Source organism: Providencia sp. 21OH12SH02B-Prov, assembly GCF_027362595.1.
Classification (GTDB): domain Bacteria; phylum Pseudomonadota; class Gammaproteobacteria; order Enterobacterales; family Enterobacteriaceae; genus Providencia; species Providencia zhejiangensis.
In genome coordinates, this window is record NZ_CP114796.1 from 1,744,117 (window position 1) to 1,762,245 (window position 18,129).

The window sequence follows — 18,129 nt, forward strand, 5'->3', positions numbered from 1 at the left end:
AATACGTTATGTATGCTACTACAGTACCAAATGTGGCAAGGGATTTTCACGCCAATTTTACACGCGGTGCAAATTACTTTTCTAAAAATAGTAAAACATTTTCAATTACTAATGCATCTGAAACTTTATTGCGCGTAGCAATATCAGACTCAAATTGGTTCTTAAATAAATTAACAATAGCTGATGTAAGTGAAATCAATGGGGATACAGTTAACCTTGGTGATAGTAGCCTTCATACTGGTCGTTCAATTGAGGAGCGTTTTCATAAGCGTTTAAGCACGGATGCTATTTCTTATACGTTAGAGGAAACGGATACCTGTACGGCTCTTACCTACGAACAGCTTTCGATAATTGCAAATAGCCGTAGTGGTGATGATGAGCACTTTACTAAAGTGATGTCTGATTTATTCTCTAAAACAGTATCGTTAGACATGATACGTGTTGGCTTTAATGGCGAGTTTTGTGGGTTTCCAACAAAGCCAGAAAAATATAAACGAGGGCAAGATGTTAACTGTGGTTGGCATACCATAGCAAAATCATTTAATAACGGCTCTCAAATTGTAACGGATCAAATTGTTTTAGGTAAAGACGGTGATTTCCCTAACTTAGATGCCATGGCCAACTTTCTTATTATCAAAAAAATACCCGAAGAGTTCCGTGAAGACCCTAGACTAGTCGTATTGGCTGGCTCAGAACTTGCTGCTTTATACCGTGAAAAATTATTTAGAGGGGCAGATAACGCCGCAGATATTCAAGCAAGCCAAATGGCGTTAAGTACGGTTGCAGGGCGCTTCGCTATTATTCCACCGTTTATGCCTGGTCGTCGCTTAGTGGTTACCATATTAGATAATTTGCATATTTATACCCAGAAAAAAACTCGTCGTTTTCGTGCTGAGTTTGTGGATGACAGAAAAGTCTATGAGCACAGTTATATTAGAAATGAAGGTTATGGCCTTGGTGATGGAAATCTCTATGCTGCCATTGATGAAAATGCCATCCAAATTGAAGAAGGGGTATTTTCATTATGAGTGACCCTCAATTAATAACTAATTGGATTTGTGTTGCTACAGAAGGGCAAACAGTCGATGAGCGTACTATTAAATCTGAATGGTTACAGAAAATGGCAGATACCTATGATCCTAAGTATTACACGGCTTTAATTTGGGAAGAACATAACCGTAATCTTGAGAATTTAGGTGAGGTTATCGATGCAAAAGCCGACATGATGAATGGTAAAATGCAGCTATTTTTGCGATTAAAACCAACCAAGAAACTGATTAAATACAATGAAGAAGGTCAGAAATTATTTTGCTCAATTGAGGTAGAAGAGGACTTTCAAGGAACGAGTATTTTTTACCTTGGTGGATTAGCGGTGACGGATAACCCAGCAAGCATAGGTACGGATAGATTACGTTTAAGAATTAACAAATTATATTTCGCTAATAAAAATTATAGGTATTTATTTAGTGCACCAATGCATTTTAATCTATCAGGTGGTTTAACCAAATCTAAAAATAACTGGTTTTCTGCTATCTCTGCGGGGTAAACCCTATGCCCAGATTGCTCTGGGCATAGCCTCAAATATCTATTCTTCCCAATTTAAGACATGTTAATTATGAAAATAAAAGGGTTGCATCCGTCTAAACGGTTGGGCTATATTGATCGCACGTTAGCAAAATCTAACGTCGGGATTGGCGTCCTGAATCAGTTACTGGCGACACATGACGCGCCTTGCGTCTTTTTTTGTGTCTATGCCTACGCGCACCTATTAAATGCGGTTTTGTATCGCCCTGATTCTATGGTGGCGTTGGCGGGGCAGCCTTCGGGCTGGCTGGATTCCAGTAACTCCAGTTACGCCAACCCTGTCAACGTCACCACCCCCGAAATTGGCGTTTCAGGTGGTGACTCCTTAACTAAGTTACTGGAGATCATCGACATGATGGCAACCCCTACCCAAACTCAATTTAAATTCTTATTCCTGAGCATTAAACGTGCTGATATCTCTGCAAAACCTTGCCGTCGGGCTGCTATTGCGTCAACTGAATATGATGCACGAATGCTGCTTGCTCATGATTTCATCTTGCTTTTTGCAGGTCGTTTACCTGTAAGTCAAACAAGGGAATGCTAATCATGAAAAATACAAATCATATCAATACAGTCATTTCTGCATCGGGCGAAAAACAATTATTAAGAGCCGCGCAAATGACGAGCTTTCTATCTGAATTACTTATAGCTAGTTCTATTAATGGCCAGCGTCATGTCTCAAGTGAGGGAATGGCTGCAATGATGGAATGTTTAGCAGAACAGGTTGAATTTGTGATCAGCGAAAGTAGTTTAATGAATAAGGACATAAAACAATGAGTTTACTAAATAGTTCTAATTCATTAACTGCCTCCACTCAATTGCCATCCGTTACGGATATTATGCGCTCTGCAAATGGGCGTTGGCACTATATTTTAACGAGTTTGGGTGTTTGCGTTCCTGATTATCATAAACATGGCGCTTGCCCGAAATGTGGTGGTAAAGACCGTTTTCGTTTTGATGATAAAAATGGAAAAGGTACATGGTTTTGTAACCACTGTGGCAGTGGTGATGGGTTGGATTTGCTCAAACTAGTGACAGGAAAAGATACGAAAACCGCTTGTTTTGAAATCAATAAAATATTGTTTCTACCAGAGTTTAGTAAGATCACACCAACCAAAGTAAAAAAGGTGAATACTACTCGGGGCATCGAATTATTTGAAAAACTGAAAGCGTCGTCATACCTAGGGGAAAGCCAATACTTAACAAATAAGGGCTTAATTAACCATCAATGTTTAATTACTCGGAATTCCTATAAACAAGGTGAATTAACGTTCTCAATTGGCTCAATTTTATTGCCATTGGTCGACAATCAATTACAGGTCAAAGGTGGGCAACTTATCAGCCCAGAAGGTGATAAGGCATTGTTATCTGGCTCAGGGCTTTCAGGTTCATTTATTGTTGTGTCGGGGAAAGCACAAGACACGCTTGAGCAAATTGTGATTACTGAAGGCTTTGCTACGGGGTTAAGCCTATCGAAGGCAATTGATACCTTTATTGTGGCCGCTGTTGCGGCCACTAATCTTGTGAAAGTCGCTCAGCAGCTACGGGAACGTTATCCATCGGTAAAAATCATTATTGCGGGTGATAATGATTTTATAGACGGTAAAGAGAATACGGGTAAGGTGTGGGCGGAGAAAGCCGCCAAAGTAGTTGATGGTTGGATCACCTTACCGCCAACCCATTACAAAGCGGATTGGGATGATTACCGACAAGAAAACAGCACGGTCAAAGTCAAAGAAGCATTCTTTGAGGAAATGACATACTGCGGTAAGGATAAAGCCTATTTGCCCCAAGGCTTTAGGCTGACTCAAGAATATTTGTGGTATGACAAACTGGTGAATAAATCGGATGGTGACACCGAGGTCAGAAATATCAAAATCAGCAGTCCGATAAAAGTTACCGCGATCACATGCGATGCAGACGGCAGTAATTACGGCCGTTTATTGGAATGGGATGATACCTACGCAAATTGCCGTAAATGGGCAATGCCAATGGAAATGTTAAGCGGCAGCGGTGAAGAATTACGTCGTGTACTTTTGGTGAACGGGCTTTCATATATCAACATTTCGGGGCAGGCTCGCGCTCATTTAATGGAATATATTTCATTGTGCCGACCAGAGAGAAAAGTCACTTGCGTAAATAAAACGGGCTGGCATGGCAACGTGTATGTGTTGCAGGATGAAGTGGTTGGTTCAGGAGCAGATTCTGTTATTTTGCAAACTTCCAGTGTGCAAGGCAAAGATTTTAGGGTAGCAGGCACTAGCGACGAATGGCGGGAGCATATTGGTAAATATTGCGTTGGAAACGCTAGGCTGGCATTTTCTGTAAGCCTTGCCTTTGCATCATCATTATTAAAGTTAGTCGGTGTGGGTGGCGGTGGCTACCATTTAAAAGGCGAATCAACAGACGGTAAGACGACCACCATGAAAGTGGCCGCTTCTGTTTGTGGTGGTACCGATTACTGGTACACATGGCGGGCTACAGGTAACGCGCTTGAGGGAACGGCTTGCCGTCGTAATGACGCTACGTTAATGCTGGATGAAATCCGTGAAGTGGACGGACGCGAAGCGGGCAACATTGCTTACATGCTGGCAAATGGCCAAGGTAAAGCTCGTGCAAAAACTGATGGCAGCGTCAGGGAAACGAATCGATGGAACTTATTATTTTTATCAACGGGCGAGCTGTCTTTAGTTGAACATGCCGCTAATGCAGGCGAACGCACCTATGCAGGAGTTGAAGTTCGTATGATACAAATCCCAAGTGATTCAGGTAAATACGGTGTATTTGAGGATTTACATCAATTTGCCAATGGTAAAGCCTTAGCGGAATACCTAGAGCATGCAGTCACTAAATACCACGGTACCCCGTTCCGTGACTGGCTAAAATATCTTACAAATGACCTCACGTTCATCTCAGGTACAGCAAAAACGTTATTAAAAGAGTATACTGCTAAAATGATGCCCGAAAATGCAGGTAATCAAGTTGGGCGGGCTATCACCCGTTTTGCCCTTGTCGCGATGGCGGGGGAGATTGCCACAATTGCAGGGATCACAGGCTGGCAGGAGGGCGAAGCCTATATTGCGGCTGAAAAGTGCCTAGCGGCTTGGATGAAGGAGCGTGGGCATACAGCAAATCAGGAAGATATCACCGCCTTAGAGCAAGTGACTGATTTTATCTCACGTAATCAATTTAGCCGTTTTGCAGATTGGTATGATGAGAATAGCCGACCGCTCAATATGATGTGCTTTCGTCGTGTAGAAAAAGGCACTGGCAACCAAGAACCTACAGTGCAGTTTTATGTTCTATCTTCTGCATGGAAAGAAATATGTAAAGGTTATGATTCAAGGAAGGTGGCGCGTTTATGTATTGATAAAGGTTGGTTAGAAGCAGGCAAGGACGGTAGGTCACAAAATAGCATTCGCCTACCAGAAATAGGGCTTAAACGTGTTTATTTGTTCAATAGTGACGTGCTGGGCTCTGCCGAATGATAGTAATGAAACTAACCATCTTATATTTAAAGTGTAACAGTGGTAACAAAGGTAACAGCTAGGGCTATCAAGGCTTATAGCTGTTACCAGTAAATTAATGTGAGTGGTAACAAGAGGTAACGAAAATAGGGTGTTACCTTGCGTTACACGTAATTTTACAGAAAAGGTAACAAGTTAAATTATTTAAAATCAATGATGTAACCAGTGTTACCACTGTTACCAGTGAAATTGGAAATGGATGTATTTAATAAGCTTTATTCTGGAAGGCATATAAAGCAAGGGGGATTAGCAATGCGAGTAATGAAAATATACTGCCCTGAGTGTGGTCAGGAAGCCAAAATTCAGAAAATTGATAGGCAGGGTAGGGATAATGTTCATTATATTTATTGTTCGTGCTCTGATTTTGAATGTGGACACACTTATAGGCTAACGCTGACGTTTTCACATTCTATTTATCATAAGAAGCCCGAAGATCAGCCAAAGCAACTATGTTTTGATGTTATCGAAAATAGAGCATAGCAAAAAGTAAATTAAGGCGAATGGTATAAAGGTAATTTTGACATATAACCAAGTAGCGATTATTACTAAGAGTAATTAAATATGTTTAATGAAAAACGTAATATTCGAATAGAAGTGAGTGACAATAAAAAAGTCATAGAGCTAAGGGGATATACAGAAAAAGAAGCCCACCGTTTGATTGATACGTGGTTGAATAAAGATTCATTAGTTCAAAAAACAAACACTAAAATAAAAAAGTAATTCGTTCATATTTCAGTTTTCTATTTCCTCTCAACCCGCATAGATGCTGGTTTTTCAGTTTTTATGCGGCTCATACTTTTAAGTTAAAATCTCACGTAAAATAGAAAAGTTATTTATATTCAATTGATTATAAATCAATTCGCTAGGTGTGCTTCACTTGAAAACTGAAATTTATTGAAAATTTTTTCACAGATTTCAGTTTGAGATTTTTGGCGACTCCCTAGTATTGGTAAGTCTTGGCGATATGTTTTGTAGAATTTTAAAACTGAAATAATTTTATGTTCTAAATTGTGCAGGCGGGTGCGGTGTAGTGAATTTTACGTTAGTTATGTTTTGCTTAAGCTTGAACTAATAATATTTTTTGTTATAGTTTGTTTGCGTCAGCGTTCCGCTGATTAATTGCAACCAACAATTGATAATGCTGTTAGCTTATGCTTTAAATCAGATCAGGATTTGGAGCGCCTTATTAGCATAAGGCATGTTCCGTGGGCTCGACCATCGCTGGCAACGGCGAACACATACCGTAGCCAACGGCATATTGCATGTGGTCGTATTGAATGGCGGCTGTTGCTAACAGTAGTTGGTGAAAATTTCGCCATTCTTTCGCACCCTTGATTATGGGTTGACCACATGTGACTTTGCATTCTAAGTATAAATTAAAATGACAAGTAATAAGCCAATAAGTAAATCAAAAAAGCCTATCTTAAACTTAGATGTCTTATCTGCAACATTATCAATAGATAAAGTTGAGCTTCTAAGAGTTGACTCTTTACCTTCTGATAAAAAGTATAAACAAATTACATTAGCCAAAATTGATGGGTCAAAGCGTATAGTTTATTCGTTGAGTGCTGATTTAAGAAAAATTCAAAGTAGGATTAATAAGAGAATTTTTCGTGAACTAATCATCTGGCCCGATTACCTATTTGGCTCTGTTCCGAATGAAAATGATAATGATGACTCAATAAGACGAGATTATGTAGCTTGTGCAGAACTACATTGTGGCGCTAAGTCTATATTAAAGGTAGATATCAAGGATTTTTTTGATCATATTCATCGTGACTTGGTAAAACAAATATTTGAGAATGTTCTAAATATTCATAATGATGCACTAGAGCTTATTACTAATTTATGTTGTAAAGACGATTTTATTGTCCAAGGCGCTCTAACATCAAGCTATATTGCAACTTTATGCCTATTTGACCAAGAACACGAAATTGTTACCCGTACAAGAAGAAATGGTCTAGTTTATACAAGGCTAGTTGATGACATAACAGTCTCATCAAAATTGTCTAATTTTGATTTTTCTCACATACAGATGCATATAGATAATATGCTTGCGAGTAAAGATCTACCAATAAATAAGAGTAAAAGTAAAGTTACTAAGGTTTCAATGGAACCTCTAACCGTTCATGGTTTGAGAGTTGATTTTATTTCTCCTAGGGTTTCTTCGGATGAAGTAAAACGAATTAGGGCTTCATTACATAATTTAAATATGCTAGCTAAAAAAAGTAACTCTCGAACATCAGCTGCATATAGAAAAGAATATAATCGTTGTTTAGGCCGAATAAATAGGTTGGGTAGATTAGGACATAATAAATATCCTATATTTTTAGAGTCTATAAAAAAGATAATTCCTTTGCCTTCATGGCGAGATGTATTAAAAACAAAAGCTGCTTTAAAAAGCCTAGAGTCCTCTTATTCAAAAGGAAATAAAAATAAATCTTGGTATATAAGAAAGTATGATTTAACATACCATAGAACAGCTATATTAAATAGAAGTCCAGCCTTTAATAAGCTAGTTATTTACATTCGAAATAAATTGAATGGAATAAAACCAGATGAAAGATAAAAAAAATAACAGCATGAAGACAACAGTTGTAATAATTTCGATAATAGCAGGATTTTCGATTTTATTCTTTTTTATATCAGTTGGTTATACTATATACCTAGAAGGTTTGTATAAAGAGAAATGGAATTTATCAAGCAATGGAATAGATTTTTTTTATAAAAAGATACAGGGCTCTACATCTATAATTACTTCTGCTGTCTGGGCTATAACTTCTATTGTTACTGTTAGTGGAATTATCGTTGCATTAAAAACATATAATTTGAATATTAAAAATAATGCAATAACTAATCATATTTCTCACTTCGAAATGTTTAGGGATTATATTAATTCTGAAATTGACAAGAGAGATATGTTGAATGCGGGTAAAATAAATGTTTTTTGCTTTTACAATTTGATGTTTCCTAACTCAAGGGATGGGAATCTAGAGCTTTCTGATACTTATCAGAAATTTATATCTAGTATTAAAGGAATTATTGAGGATGCTAATTCTTCAATAACTACAGAAACGGGAAATTACGAATATAAAAGGCATCAAAGAGCTATGATAGAAAAGTTGAGTGAGGTCGGAATTATATTAAGTAATGGACCAAAGAATAATTTTATTATTGTTGAAACTGAGATTTTTTCATTTATCGATAATATTAATTCAGCTTTTTCAAGTGTTAAATTGGATGAATTATCAAAGATTAAGAGGGATTATACTTGAAATAGTTTATTATAAAAAATAAGCATAGACCTTCTTCCTTCTAAATACAAAGCATGATTATAAATTCCACGGATGGAATTTTTATCAACATGAGCAAGCTGCAACTCAATCCATGCACTATCAAAGCCTTTCTCATGTAATAATGTGCTCATCATGTGCCTAAAGCCATGACCTGTGAGTCTGCCTTTATAGCCAACCTTAGCGATAACCTTATTTATGCTAGCTTCGCTAATAGGTTTTCTCACATCATTGCGACCCGGAAAAAGTAGTGAATAGTGACCCGAAATGACTTTTAGCTTATCAAGGATCTCTAATACCTGTGGTGAGAGAGGGACTAAGTGAGGGCGACGCTTTTTCATTCGTTCTTTAGGTATTTCCCAAAGTGCATTTTCAAAATCAAATTCTGACCATTCCGCGAATCTTAACTCAACAGTTCTAACACCTGTTAGCATTAATAGCTGGGTGGCATATTTCGTGATTTTACTGCCTTGGTAGTTATTAAGCGCTTTTACAAAATCAGGAATTTCACTTTCTTGCAAGAATGGGAAATGTTTGGTTTCAGGCTTATTCATTGCACCAGACAAATCTGGGGCAGGGTTATATTTTGCTCGGCCTGTAATAACTGCATACCTAAACACTTCACCACAACGACGGCGAATTTTACTTGCTTGCTCTAATGCTCCACGTTTTTCTATCTTCTGCAATACGGCAAGTAATTCTAATGGCGCTAATTGGTCAATAGGCCGACTACCAATGAAAGGGAAAACATCATTTTCAAAACAACGCAATATTTCGCTCGCATAGCCTTTTGACCATGTAGAGCATTTTGATGCATGCCATTCCATTGCAACCGCTTTAAACGTATTTTCAGCAGCGTATTTTTGTGTGATCTTTTCCGATTTGCGCGCATCACTTGGGTCTATACCATCTGAAAGCTGTTTTTTGCTTCATCTCTTTTTCTTCTGGCATCGGCTAAAGAAATTTGCCCATACACGCCAAATGAAATCATTTTAGGCTTACCCGCAAAGCGATAACGAAATTGCCACCCCTTGGAACCATTGGGGTCAATGAGAAGGGATAAGCCATTGCCATCATTTAGGGTGTAAACCTTATCTTTAGGCTTAGCTTTACGAATTTGGATATCAGTGAGCAGCATAATGTGTATAGTTTTTTTATCGAACCTAGACCTATACACAATACTATACACATTAGCACTTAGATTCCACTAGAAGTTACTAGACCTTCTTGGAAGTCAAAATAATTAATTTGTTGTTTTTGTTTGAAAAATTGGAAGTCTTGAGAGGTCTTTAGAAGTCGTGATGGCGTCCCCTGCAGGAATCGAACCTACAACTAGCCCTTAGGAGGGGCTCGTTATATCCATTTAACTAAGGGGACTCAAAGAAAGTATTATAATGTTAACGTCCGGCATTCTACTTCTGACTTCTAATTGAATCAAGTTGTTACGTTGAATTTCTTTTGTAAAAGCGCAAAAAAAAGACGTTAGGTTAACTTTTGTTCAATGTGATGTCTAAGATATAAAAGTAGCCAATTTAGCGGCATATTCCTAATGTCGCTATCCATTAGGTGATGTAAAAAATGCGTTTAGAAAGAAAACAGGGCTTATATTGGTCTGGTGAATAGAATGAAAAATAAACAATCTGACTCAACAGGGCTGTAGCTCAGGAGCAATAAAATAATTAGTCAAAATAACCGTAAGTTACCCATTTATTGTCTACGATACGGTCTCAGACTTAACCAATCGTGCATTTGATCACTTTTCTTATAAAAAAAGCTCACTTAAATAGGGTATAATTAACATTATTGCTGCTTGGTCATTTTGAGCACTCAAATTGGTTAACAATTATATCTATTTGGTTTTAATATAAACACATTGGTTTATAATTCGAAGAAAAGTGCCATGACTGTGGTACAGGGAATGGAGAGTATTATGAAGTTTCGCATGAGTGGCATGCTTCTTGCGGGAGTCTTGCTTGCTGGGTGCTCGAGCTCAATTAATCCTGAAACTCAGGAGCGTTCAGATCCGCTCGAAGGTTTTAACCGAGCAATGTTCAATTTTAACTACAATGTGTTAGATCCTTATGTATTGAGGCCTGTGGCTGTTGCTTGGCGTGACTATGTACCTATGCCGGCGCGTAACGGTTTAACCAATTTTTTTGTTAACCTTGAAGAACCTGCTAGCATGCTAAATAGCTTCCTACGAGGTGAAGTCACTCAAGGTTTCAAACACTTTAACCGTTTCTTTCTTAACACCGTATTTGGTGTTGGTGGGCTTATTGATGTTGCTTCAATGGCTAACCCTCAGCTCGCTAAGGAAGAGCCTAAACGTTTTGGTAATACATTGGGCTACTATGATGTGGGTTATGGTCCTTATGTGGTATTGCCAGGGTATGGCAGCTTCACACCGCGAGAAGAGGGGGGAAATCTAGTTGATGACCTGTATCCGATGCTGAGCTATTTAACATTTTGGATGTCAGCAGGTAAATGGGCCTTAGAAGGGATTGAAACGCGGTCACAGTTACTTGATTCCGACGGGTTGTTGAAAAATTCATCAGATCCGTATTTGCTAATGCGCGAGGCTTATTTCCAGCGTAATGATTTCTTGTCTAGTGGCGGGGAATTGAAAGCTACAGAAAATCCTAATGCGGCTGCAATTGAAGGCGAATTAGATTCTATTGATTAAAACAAGGATTAAGTCTGAGTTGAAGCTATCACTCTCTTTTGCGACTAAGCATTAGAGAGTGATAAGAGTATTATTCATTGCCTCGTTTTCCTCGAGAAGTGATAGCGTCAATAAGTGCAATAACACCTAAAACACCGATAAAGCCAACCGTAAATAATGTTCCCATACAATATCTCCTATGTTGTCATATTTGCCTCTTTAGTCATTAACGGTTAGCTTTTTATAGCGCTTAAACGTTAATTTATTTTGCCTATATGTCAGTGATACCACACCGAATTAAACAATAACTATATTGTACTCAGCATAGTGACAAGAACATGCAGGGTGTGTGATGTTATGAAAAAGAAGTGCAAAACTATTTACAACGAAATGATTGATACAAAAGAAACTGAAATAGTTTTACAGTGGTAAGCTGAATATAGTGCCAATGATAAGAATTTCACTAATCAGCTACAACTTAATTTATAGATTCAGCTGGGTAAAAGTCAAGCGTAACTCAGGCTAGAAGGGCGTTAATCCCCATTTTTAGCTAGAACGTAGTAGTGTATTTTGCTATTTAAATCAGAATGCCATGTTTATTTTTAATCAAGAAAAGCAAATGCTAGTTAAATCGTTCGGAAAAGACGGTGTTTTTAGTGCGAAAAAGGTTATTTTATTTGTGCGCTTTTTGTTTAATGACAGTGAAGAAATTTTTGAAATAGGTAGAAGAAATTACGGAAGATTGTATAAACTTCAATGATGAATTTTTTACTGATAATACAATTGAGTTGTTTAGATTATCTTGTTGTATCAGAAAATATAACAGGGGAATAACTCCCCCTGTTATATATTTGAAATGGCAGATTAGAAGGTATAGTTAAAGTTCACACCGTATAGCCACGCCGATCCTTCAGATTTAAATTGATATGCTGGAAGTGGAATTTTATCACTCTCACTTAGTTTTTCTGAAATATTCACTTTCTTACCATACATATAAGAAATACCAAGGTCTACAGAAGCATTCTCGTTAAATGCATAGGTTGTCCCCGCACTTAACCAGTAGCGATCTTGGTCTGGGATAGAAATTGAACGATATTTGGTTGGAACAGGACTTTCGTCATAGGCAATACCAGTACGGAATGTCCAGTTATCATCATAGTAATAAGTGGTACCGACAGCAAAACGCCAAGCATCTTTAAAGTTTTCAGCCTTGTGGAATAATTCTTTCCCATCACTACTGCGATATGCTGTTAAATCTTTGAATTCGCTCCAGCCAGTATAGGCTACGCTGTAGTGTAGTGCCCATTGAGGGGCAACTTTATGGTAACCTGAGAATTCCCAAATATCAGGCAGGTTTAGGTCAAGTTTACCTTTGATTTTTTCACCACCAGTACCGACTAATGGCAGGTTACTTGGTAAATTGGCTGGTAGGTCATTTGAGTATTTACCGTCTTTAAATTTAACCGTCACTTTAGAGCGGTAAGTCAAACTAAAGCGGTTGTCCGGATTGAGTTCATAGAGGATACCCGCGTTCCAACCGTAACCCCAATCATCGCCTGTGAGTTTTGCCATTGTGGTACTAGCTGGAATAGGTGGTAATCCAAGTTGTGGTGTTAATTTCCCTAAATCACCTGCATGGCGGGTGATTTCAGCATCGGCATAAACGGCATTGACACCTAAGCCAAAGCTAAAATTCTCATTTAAGCGATATGCCCCACTTAAATTTAAATTCGCGGTTTTAAGGTCAGTTTTACCGCCGATAGGGCCAGCAGCATAATTTTTACTGAAGTCAGTTGCTAGGCCAAAGTTGGTGGTCATGGATGTGCCCACAGCCCACTTATCATTGATAGGAAAAATAAAGTGAGCATTAGGTACTAGTGCACTTGGTGCAATATCATTTGCAGTCAAGTTACTTCCTAAAGGAGATGCCCCACGTCCTTTAATATCAACACTAGGGTCGATATAAACCGCACCGACTGAAATGGCTGGACGATCGAATAACATCATTGCAGCAGGGTTACGACTACCTTCACTTGCGTTATCGCCAATTGCGCCGGCACCAGAAAATGCGCGTCCGAGCGCAGATGTGGAATATTCATTAAGCAAAAAACCAGCGGCACCCGCATTGGATGAAATCATTGCCACTGCTATTGCTAAAGCTGATCGAGTAAATAGGTTTTTCTGGCTCATGACCAAAACCCTCTTGTTTATTATTTATAGTAGGCGACTTCTATCGCAAGAAGCGCAGAATTGTAGGGTCGCTTGCCTCTATGACAAATCAGACCAGTTACTAGAGTATAGGTCTGACCACCTCATGTGTTGCAAGTATGTTTTTTGTTTATCTCTAAAATGTTTTCAAAATTGAGACGTATTTAACAAAATGGCAACATATGATGAGGGCGATTCTACTTTTAATGATTATTTATGGGGTTAGATCAAACTTATAGCGGATAGTCTGAGATTCTATTGGCGACATACTGGTTTTTCCCTCTTTTTCAGCGGTATGATAACCACTTAACAGTGTGTTGATTTGGAGAATAAAATGACTGATGCGATTAACCGTTGTAGCGCGGAAGAGACTGCTGCTTGCTGCTGTGTAGATGTAGGTACAGTTTTGGATAACAAAGATTGCACTGCGTCGTATCAGCATGTATTCGCAAGCCAAGAAGAGGCAGAATCCATGTTGAAACAACTGACTGAAAAAGCAAGGTCGGTTGAATCAGATCCTTGTGTTATCAACCATACTGTTGACCATGTTGACGGTAGGTTTGAGTTATCGGCTAATTTTACGTTTAGCTGTGAAGCAGAAAGTCTCATTTTTCAATTAGGTTTGCGTTAATCAAACGGATGATTAACTTTTCATTTCCTTCACTATGGTAAAATTTAACGATAGTGAAGGATCTTTATTGTAAACATATCTCTTTTTCCGCGCTTGGTTTCTTTTCTTTTTTCTTTCATTAATCTTCATCAAGTTGTGTGCAAGCTCGCATTTTCTCAATGTTGCTATTTTCCGAATGTAAATTTTATGTTAACAATGGTGACAGGTCAGACCTCTTTGGGCGGTAGTACATTATCAACGTGATGTTGAAGAAAGTGACACTTTCTCTATCAACTCTTAAAAGAGAGGGAGAGGAACAGCTTATTCACATATGCCATCATATTTAAAATATGGGTCTAACAGGTTACTGCCGTGGTACACATGAAAGGTTTATAGGTCATCAAACTTTTTATCACTTTTTAGCAGGAGCTACCATGAACCAACTTTCCCACCATGGTGAAAGCAATTATCCGGCAAAGGAAAGGATCGCAATCATTAGCGGCCTTCGTTTACCTTTTGCCAAGCAAGCGACAGCATATCAAGGAATTGCAGCAGTTGATCTGGGAAAAGCCGTTGTTGCAGAGTTGCTAACCCGAACCGGTATAGAAAAGCAACTTATTGAACAACTTGTATTTGGGCAAGTTGTACAGATGCCTGAAGCACCTAATATTGCACGGGAGATCGTATTAGGAACAGGCATGAGCGTTTCGACAGATGCTTATAGTGTTTCACGCGCGTGTGCTACTAGCTTTCAAGCAATGGCGAACATCGCTGAGAGCATGATGGCAGGGCATATCTCAATCGGGATCGCCGGAGGGGCAGACTCATCTTCGGTATTGCCTATTGGGGTATCTAAAAAGTTGGCAGCCACACTTTTATCTTTGAGCAAAGCCAAATCCTTTGGTCAGAAACTGTCATTAATGTCTAAATTGCGTTTAAAGGATTTATTGCCCGTTGCGCCAGCTGTTGCTGAATATTCAACTGGTTTGCGCATGGGGGATACCGCAGAACAAATGGCAAAAAGCTATCACATCACCCGAGAACAACAAGATGAGCTTGCCCATCGTTCACATTTGCTTGCGACTAAAGCTTGGGAAAGTGGTGTGTTGCAACAAGAAGTCATGACGGCATATATGCCTCCATTCAAGCAAGCATTTACACAAGATAATAATATTCGTACCAACTCTATCCTATCGTCTTATGCTAAGTTAAAACCAGCCTTTGACCGTAAACACGGTACTGTCACCGCCGCGAATAGTACACCATTAACAGACGGAGCTGCCGCTGTGTTAATGATGACCGAATCTCGTGCTAAAGCGTTGGGCTATACACCGTTAGGCTATATTCGTAGTTTTGCATTTTCAGCCATCGATGTTTGGCAAGACATGTTATTAGGCCCATCCTATGCAACACCGATAGCCCTTAAACGGGCAGGTTTGTCACTACAAGACTTAACGTTAATTGATATGCATGAAGCCTTTGCCGCCCAAACATTGGCCAATATTAAACTCTTTTCGAGCCGCCAATTTGCCCAAGAAAAATTGGGGCTATCAAAAGAAATTGGCGAAGTAGATATGGATAAGTTTAATGTGTTGGGGGGATCTATTGCTTATGGGCATCCCTTTGCTGCAACAGGGGCGCGTATGGTGACGCAAACTCTTCATGAATTACGTCGACGTGGTGGTGGGTTTGGTTTAACCACAGCATGTGCTGCGGGCGGTTTAGGTGCCGCAATGATTTTGGAGGTGGAATAATGACACACCATTCGGAAACCGAAGTTCAAGCAGAGGGCATCCAAGATGCATTTCGCCTTGAGGTTTACGCTCAAACGGTTGGCGTGATTTTCATTGATGTGCCGAATGAAAAAGTTAACACGCTAAAAGCGGAGTTTGCACAACAATTTTTGGCCATTTTACAGCAGGCACAATCGACTTCTGGCTTAAAAGGGCTAGTCATCACCTCAGGTAAAAAAGACAGTTTTATCGCGGGTGCGGATATTAGCATGATCGCGGATTGTAAAAGTAAAGAGGAAGCCAGTGAGTTATCGCGGGAAGGGCATAAACTCTTTGATAAGTTAGAGAACTATCCATTGCCGATTGTTGCTGCTATTCATGGTGCTTGTCTTGGTGGGGGGCTAGAATTAGCGCTCGCGTGTCATGTTAGGGTCTGTTCCAATGATACGAAAACCCGTTTAGGTTTGCCTGAGGTACAGCTTGGTTTACTACCTGGGTCTGGGGGCACTCAACGTTTACCTAAATTGATTGGTATTCCCAATGCGTTAGATATGATGTTGACAGGGAGGCAGTTACGCGCAAAACAGGCACAGAGAATGGGGCTGGTTGATGATGTCGTACCGGACACCATTTTGTTAGATGTAGCGATAGCGATGGCTAAAAAAGGCAAAGTCCAACGTGCTCCACTTCCGTGGCAACAAAGGCTACTCAGTAGTAGTTTATTACGTAATAAAGTTTTTTCTAGTGCCAAACAAACAGTGATGCGCAAAACCAAAGGGCATTATCCTGCACCAGAAAAGATAATCCAAGTGGTCAAAACGGGTGTTGAAAAAGGCGCTAAAGCAGGGTACGAAGCGGAAGCAAAAGCGTTTGGCGAGCTAGTCATGACACCAGAATCAGCCGCTTTACGTAGTCTATTCTTTGCTACAACATCATTGAAAAATGAAACGGGATCTTCAGCTAAGCCACTAAAATTTAATCAAATTGGTATCTTAGGTGGCGGTTTGATGGGGGGCGGCATTGCATTTGTAACAGCAATGAAAGGTAACCTTCCTGTTCGTATCAAAGATATTAATGATAAAGGGGTAACTCACGCATTAGGGTATAGCTGGGATTTATTAACACAAAGAGTTAATAAAAGGCGAATGCTTGCGCGTGAACGTAGTGCTGTGATGGCGAAAATATCAGGAACCTTAACTTATCAAGGTTTTGAGCATGCAGATATCGTTGTTGAAGCTGTTTTTGAAGATTTGGCTTTGAAACGAAAAATGGTGACCGAAGTACAAAATGTGACTCAAGGAAAAGCCATTTTTGCATCAAATACATCATCGTTACCTATTCATCAAATTGCTGAACCTGCCGCTCATCCAGAAAAAGTGATTGGTCTGCATTACTTTAGTCCTGTCGATAAAATGCCTTTAGTCGAAGTGATCCCCCATCAAAAAACAGATGATGAAACGATCGCAACCGTCGTGGCGTTTGCCAAACGCCAAGGTAAAACGGCAATCGTGGTTGGGGATGATGCAGGTTTTTATGTAAATCGTATTTTAGCCCCTTACTTATGTGAAGCTGCCGAATGTTTAATGGCTGGGGAATCAATTGAACATATTGATAGTGCTTTAGTCGATTTTGGTTTCCCTGTCGGGCCATTCAACTTACTTGATGAAGTCGGTATTGACGTAGGAACGAAAATCTTACCTATTTTAGTGAATCGCTTTGGTGATAGGTTCAAGGCGCCTGATCTTTTAGACAAAGTGAATAAAGATGACCGTAAAGGTAAGAAAAACGGGAAAGGTTTTTATTTATATGGACATCAACCATCCTCTAAGCTGCGCTTTTGGAAAAAATCTAAAAAACGTCAGGTAGATAAGAGCATCTATTCATTAATCAATGTGCATCCAAAAAACCATTTAAGTAAAATTGATATTGCTGAACGCTGTGTGATGCTTATGCTCAATGAAGCTGTTCGCTGTTTAGATGAGAAGATTATTCAAAATGCACGTGATGGTGATATCGGTGCGGTCTTTGGTATTGGTTTCCCTCCTTTCTTTGGTGGGCCGTTCCGTTATATGGATAGTCTTGGGATCCAAAAAACAGTGGATACGATGAATAATCTAGCTGAACGTTATGGTGATAAATTCCGTCCGTGTGAGCTTTTATGCAAAATGGCAGAAGAAAATAAGACATTTTTTCAGTAAGTGATGATTGAGAATCATTAGCTCACTAGATAAAGCACGGATTAACAACTCAGAATACAAGGCCTGATATATTTGCTCCAGTTGGCAATTATCAGGCTTTTTATTTGTTGAGTAGAACGATTATTGTTAAGGTAAACGGTTGGAAAATAGTATTTGTTTATGAAATACCTGACATACCTTGATTAAGAGAGTGTGCCAAATTTTATGTGTTTTTCAGACAAAATCAGTGACAAAAAACTACTCAGGTCATTTTATTTGCTAGAAGTTTGATGCAGAATCACTCTTCGCCCCACTGATGGTGACTTTTACAACAA

The 18,129-nt window shown here is 39.2% G+C and carries 14 protein-coding genes, 1 tRNA gene and 1 pseudogene; 13 read left to right on the top strand and 3 right to left on the bottom strand.

Translation table 11 applies throughout. The features are described from left to right. The first annotated feature begins 8 nt into the window (after positions 1-8). From O7C57_RS08385 to O7C57_RS08425, 9 genes are all read left to right on the top strand, one after another. The gene (locus tag O7C57_RS08385; RefSeq protein WP_269723902.1) at positions 9-1,028 is read left to right on the top strand and encodes a P2 family phage major capsid protein; all 1,020 of its coding nucleotides are present in this window, start codon (positions 9-11) and stop codon (positions 1,026-1,028) included. Next, positions 1,025-1,546: a GPO family capsid scaffolding protein gene (locus tag O7C57_RS08390; protein WP_269723903.1), complete on the top strand. Its 522-nt coding sequence runs from the start codon at positions 1,025-1,027 to the stop codon at positions 1,544-1,546. The genes O7C57_RS08385 and O7C57_RS08390 overlap by 4 nt, the downstream gene beginning before the upstream one ends. 69 nt (positions 1,547-1,615) lie before the next feature. Beyond that, positions 1,616-2,128 (top strand): host cell division inhibitor Icd-like protein, encoded by a 513-nt coding sequence (locus O7C57_RS08395; protein WP_269723904.1) that lies wholly within the window; start codon positions 1,616-1,618, stop codon positions 2,126-2,128. Between the two features lie 2 nt (positions 2,129-2,130). Then, positions 2,131-2,361, top strand: coding sequence for a hypothetical protein (locus O7C57_RS08400; protein WP_150375674.1), 231 nt, complete (start codon positions 2,131-2,133; stop codon positions 2,359-2,361). Next, positions 2,358-5,072 (top strand): DUF927 domain-containing protein, encoded by a 2,715-nt coding sequence (locus O7C57_RS08405; RefSeq protein ID WP_269723905.1) that lies wholly within the window; start codon positions 2,358-2,360, stop codon positions 5,070-5,072. Before O7C57_RS08400 ends, O7C57_RS08405 begins: the two co-directional genes overlap by 4 nt. Positions 5,073-5,372: 300 nt before the next feature. Next, positions 5,373-5,591, top strand: coding sequence for an ogr/Delta-like zinc finger family protein (locus O7C57_RS08410; RefSeq protein WP_269723990.1), 219 nt, complete (start codon positions 5,373-5,375; stop codon positions 5,589-5,591). Positions 5,592-5,672: 81 nt separating this feature from the next. Then, positions 5,673-5,831, top strand: coding sequence for a hypothetical protein (locus tag O7C57_RS08415; protein WP_269723906.1), 159 nt, complete (start codon positions 5,673-5,675; stop codon positions 5,829-5,831). Between the two features lie 661 nt (positions 5,832-6,492). Then, entirely contained in the window at positions 6,493-7,680 is a 1,188-nt protein-coding gene (locus O7C57_RS08420; protein WP_269723907.1) for a reverse transcriptase family protein, read from the top strand. After that, positions 7,670-8,386 carry a retron Ec48 family effector membrane protein gene (locus O7C57_RS08425; protein ID WP_269723908.1) on the top strand — a complete coding sequence of 239 codons (717 nt, stop codon included), beginning with the start codon at positions 7,670-7,672 and terminating at the stop codon, positions 8,384-8,386. Before O7C57_RS08420 ends, O7C57_RS08425 begins: the two co-directional genes overlap by 11 nt. Here the strand turns inward: O7C57_RS08425 and O7C57_RS08430 are convergent. Both O7C57_RS08430 and O7C57_RS08435 read right to left on the bottom strand, forming a co-directional pair. Continuing rightward, positions 8,377-9,542, bottom strand: a pseudogene (locus tag O7C57_RS08430) (tyrosine-type recombinase/integrase). The gene O7C57_RS08425 and the pseudogene O7C57_RS08430 sit on opposite strands and share 10 nt — an antisense overlap. Before the next feature lie 164 nt (positions 9,543-9,706). Continuing rightward, positions 9,707-9,781, bottom strand: a tRNA-Arg gene (locus O7C57_RS08435). A gap of 553 nt (positions 9,782-10,334) precedes the next feature. Here O7C57_RS08435 and mlaA point away from each other — a divergent pair. Then, positions 10,335-11,087 carry a phospholipid-binding lipoprotein MlaA gene (mlaA, locus tag O7C57_RS08440; protein ID WP_154623994.1) on the top strand — a complete coding sequence of 251 codons (753 nt, stop codon included), beginning with the start codon at positions 10,335-10,337 and terminating at the stop codon, positions 11,085-11,087. Between the two features lie 843 nt (positions 11,088-11,930). Here mlaA and fadL read toward each other — a convergent pair. Continuing rightward, positions 11,931-13,256, bottom strand: a complete 1,326-nt coding sequence (fadL, locus tag O7C57_RS08445; RefSeq protein ID WP_163861077.1) for a long-chain fatty acid transporter FadL — start codon at positions 13,254-13,256, stop codon at positions 11,931-11,933. Positions 13,257-13,608: 352 nt separating this feature from the next. Between fadL and O7C57_RS08450 the strand changes: the two genes are divergently transcribed. From O7C57_RS08450 to fadJ, 3 genes are all read left to right on the top strand, one after another. Then, positions 13,609-13,905, top strand: a complete 297-nt coding sequence (locus tag O7C57_RS08450) for a YfcZ/YiiS family protein (protein ID WP_154623995.1) — start codon at positions 13,609-13,611, stop codon at positions 13,903-13,905. Between the two features lie 413 nt (positions 13,906-14,318). Next, positions 14,319-15,638, top strand: coding sequence for an acetyl-CoA C-acyltransferase FadI (fadI, locus tag O7C57_RS08455; RefSeq protein WP_154623996.1), 1,320 nt, complete (start codon positions 14,319-14,321; stop codon positions 15,636-15,638). Then, the gene (gene fadJ / locus O7C57_RS08460) at positions 15,638-17,815 is read left to right on the top strand and encodes a fatty acid oxidation complex subunit alpha FadJ (RefSeq protein ID WP_269723909.1); all 2,178 of its coding nucleotides are present in this window, start codon (positions 15,638-15,640) and stop codon (positions 17,813-17,815) included. Before fadI ends, fadJ begins: the two co-directional genes overlap by 1 nt. Positions 17,816-18,129: the final 314 nt, after the last annotated feature.

What these genes read in the sequence shown, in the direction of transcription:
- fadI (WP_154623996.1), top strand. Translation starts at nt 14,319, where the DNA reads ATGAACCAACTTTCCCACCATGGTGAAAGCAATTATCCGGCAAAGGAA.
- O7C57_RS08400 (WP_150375674.1), top strand. Translation starts at nt 2,131, where the DNA reads ATGAAAAATACAAATCATATCAATACAGTCATTTCTGCATCGGGCGAA.
- O7C57_RS08415 (WP_269723906.1), top strand. Translation starts at nt 5,673, where the DNA reads ATGTTTAATGAAAAACGTAATATTCGAATAGAAGTGAGTGACAATAAA.
- O7C57_RS08450 (WP_154623995.1), top strand. Translation starts at nt 13,609, where the DNA reads ATGACTGATGCGATTAACCGTTGTAGCGCGGAAGAGACTGCTGCTTGC.
- O7C57_RS08420 (WP_269723907.1), top strand. Translation starts at nt 6,493, where the DNA reads ATGACAAGTAATAAGCCAATAAGTAAATCAAAAAAGCCTATCTTAAAC.
- O7C57_RS08390 (WP_269723903.1), top strand. Translation starts at nt 1,025, where the DNA reads ATGAGTGACCCTCAATTAATAACTAATTGGATTTGTGTTGCTACAGAA.
- fadJ (WP_269723909.1), top strand. Translation starts at nt 15,638, where the DNA reads ATGACACACCATTCGGAAACCGAAGTTCAAGCAGAGGGCATCCAAGAT.
- O7C57_RS08410 (WP_269723990.1), top strand. Translation starts at nt 5,373, where the DNA reads ATGAAAATATACTGCCCTGAGTGTGGTCAGGAAGCCAAAATTCAGAAA.
- O7C57_RS08395 (WP_269723904.1), top strand. Translation starts at nt 1,616, where the DNA reads ATGAAAATAAAAGGGTTGCATCCGTCTAAACGGTTGGGCTATATTGAT.
- fadL (WP_163861077.1), bottom strand. Translation starts at nt 13,256, where the DNA reads ATGAGCCAGAAAAACCTATTTACTCGATCAGCTTTAGCAATAGCAGTG.
- O7C57_RS08385 (WP_269723902.1), top strand. Translation starts at nt 9, where the DNA reads ATGTATGCTACTACAGTACCAAATGTGGCAAGGGATTTTCACGCCAAT.
- mlaA (WP_154623994.1), top strand. Translation starts at nt 10,335, where the DNA reads ATGAAGTTTCGCATGAGTGGCATGCTTCTTGCGGGAGTCTTGCTTGCT.
- O7C57_RS08405 (WP_269723905.1), top strand. Translation starts at nt 2,358, where the DNA reads ATGAGTTTACTAAATAGTTCTAATTCATTAACTGCCTCCACTCAATTG.
- O7C57_RS08425 (WP_269723908.1), top strand. Translation starts at nt 7,670, where the DNA reads ATGAAAGATAAAAAAAATAACAGCATGAAGACAACAGTTGTAATAATT.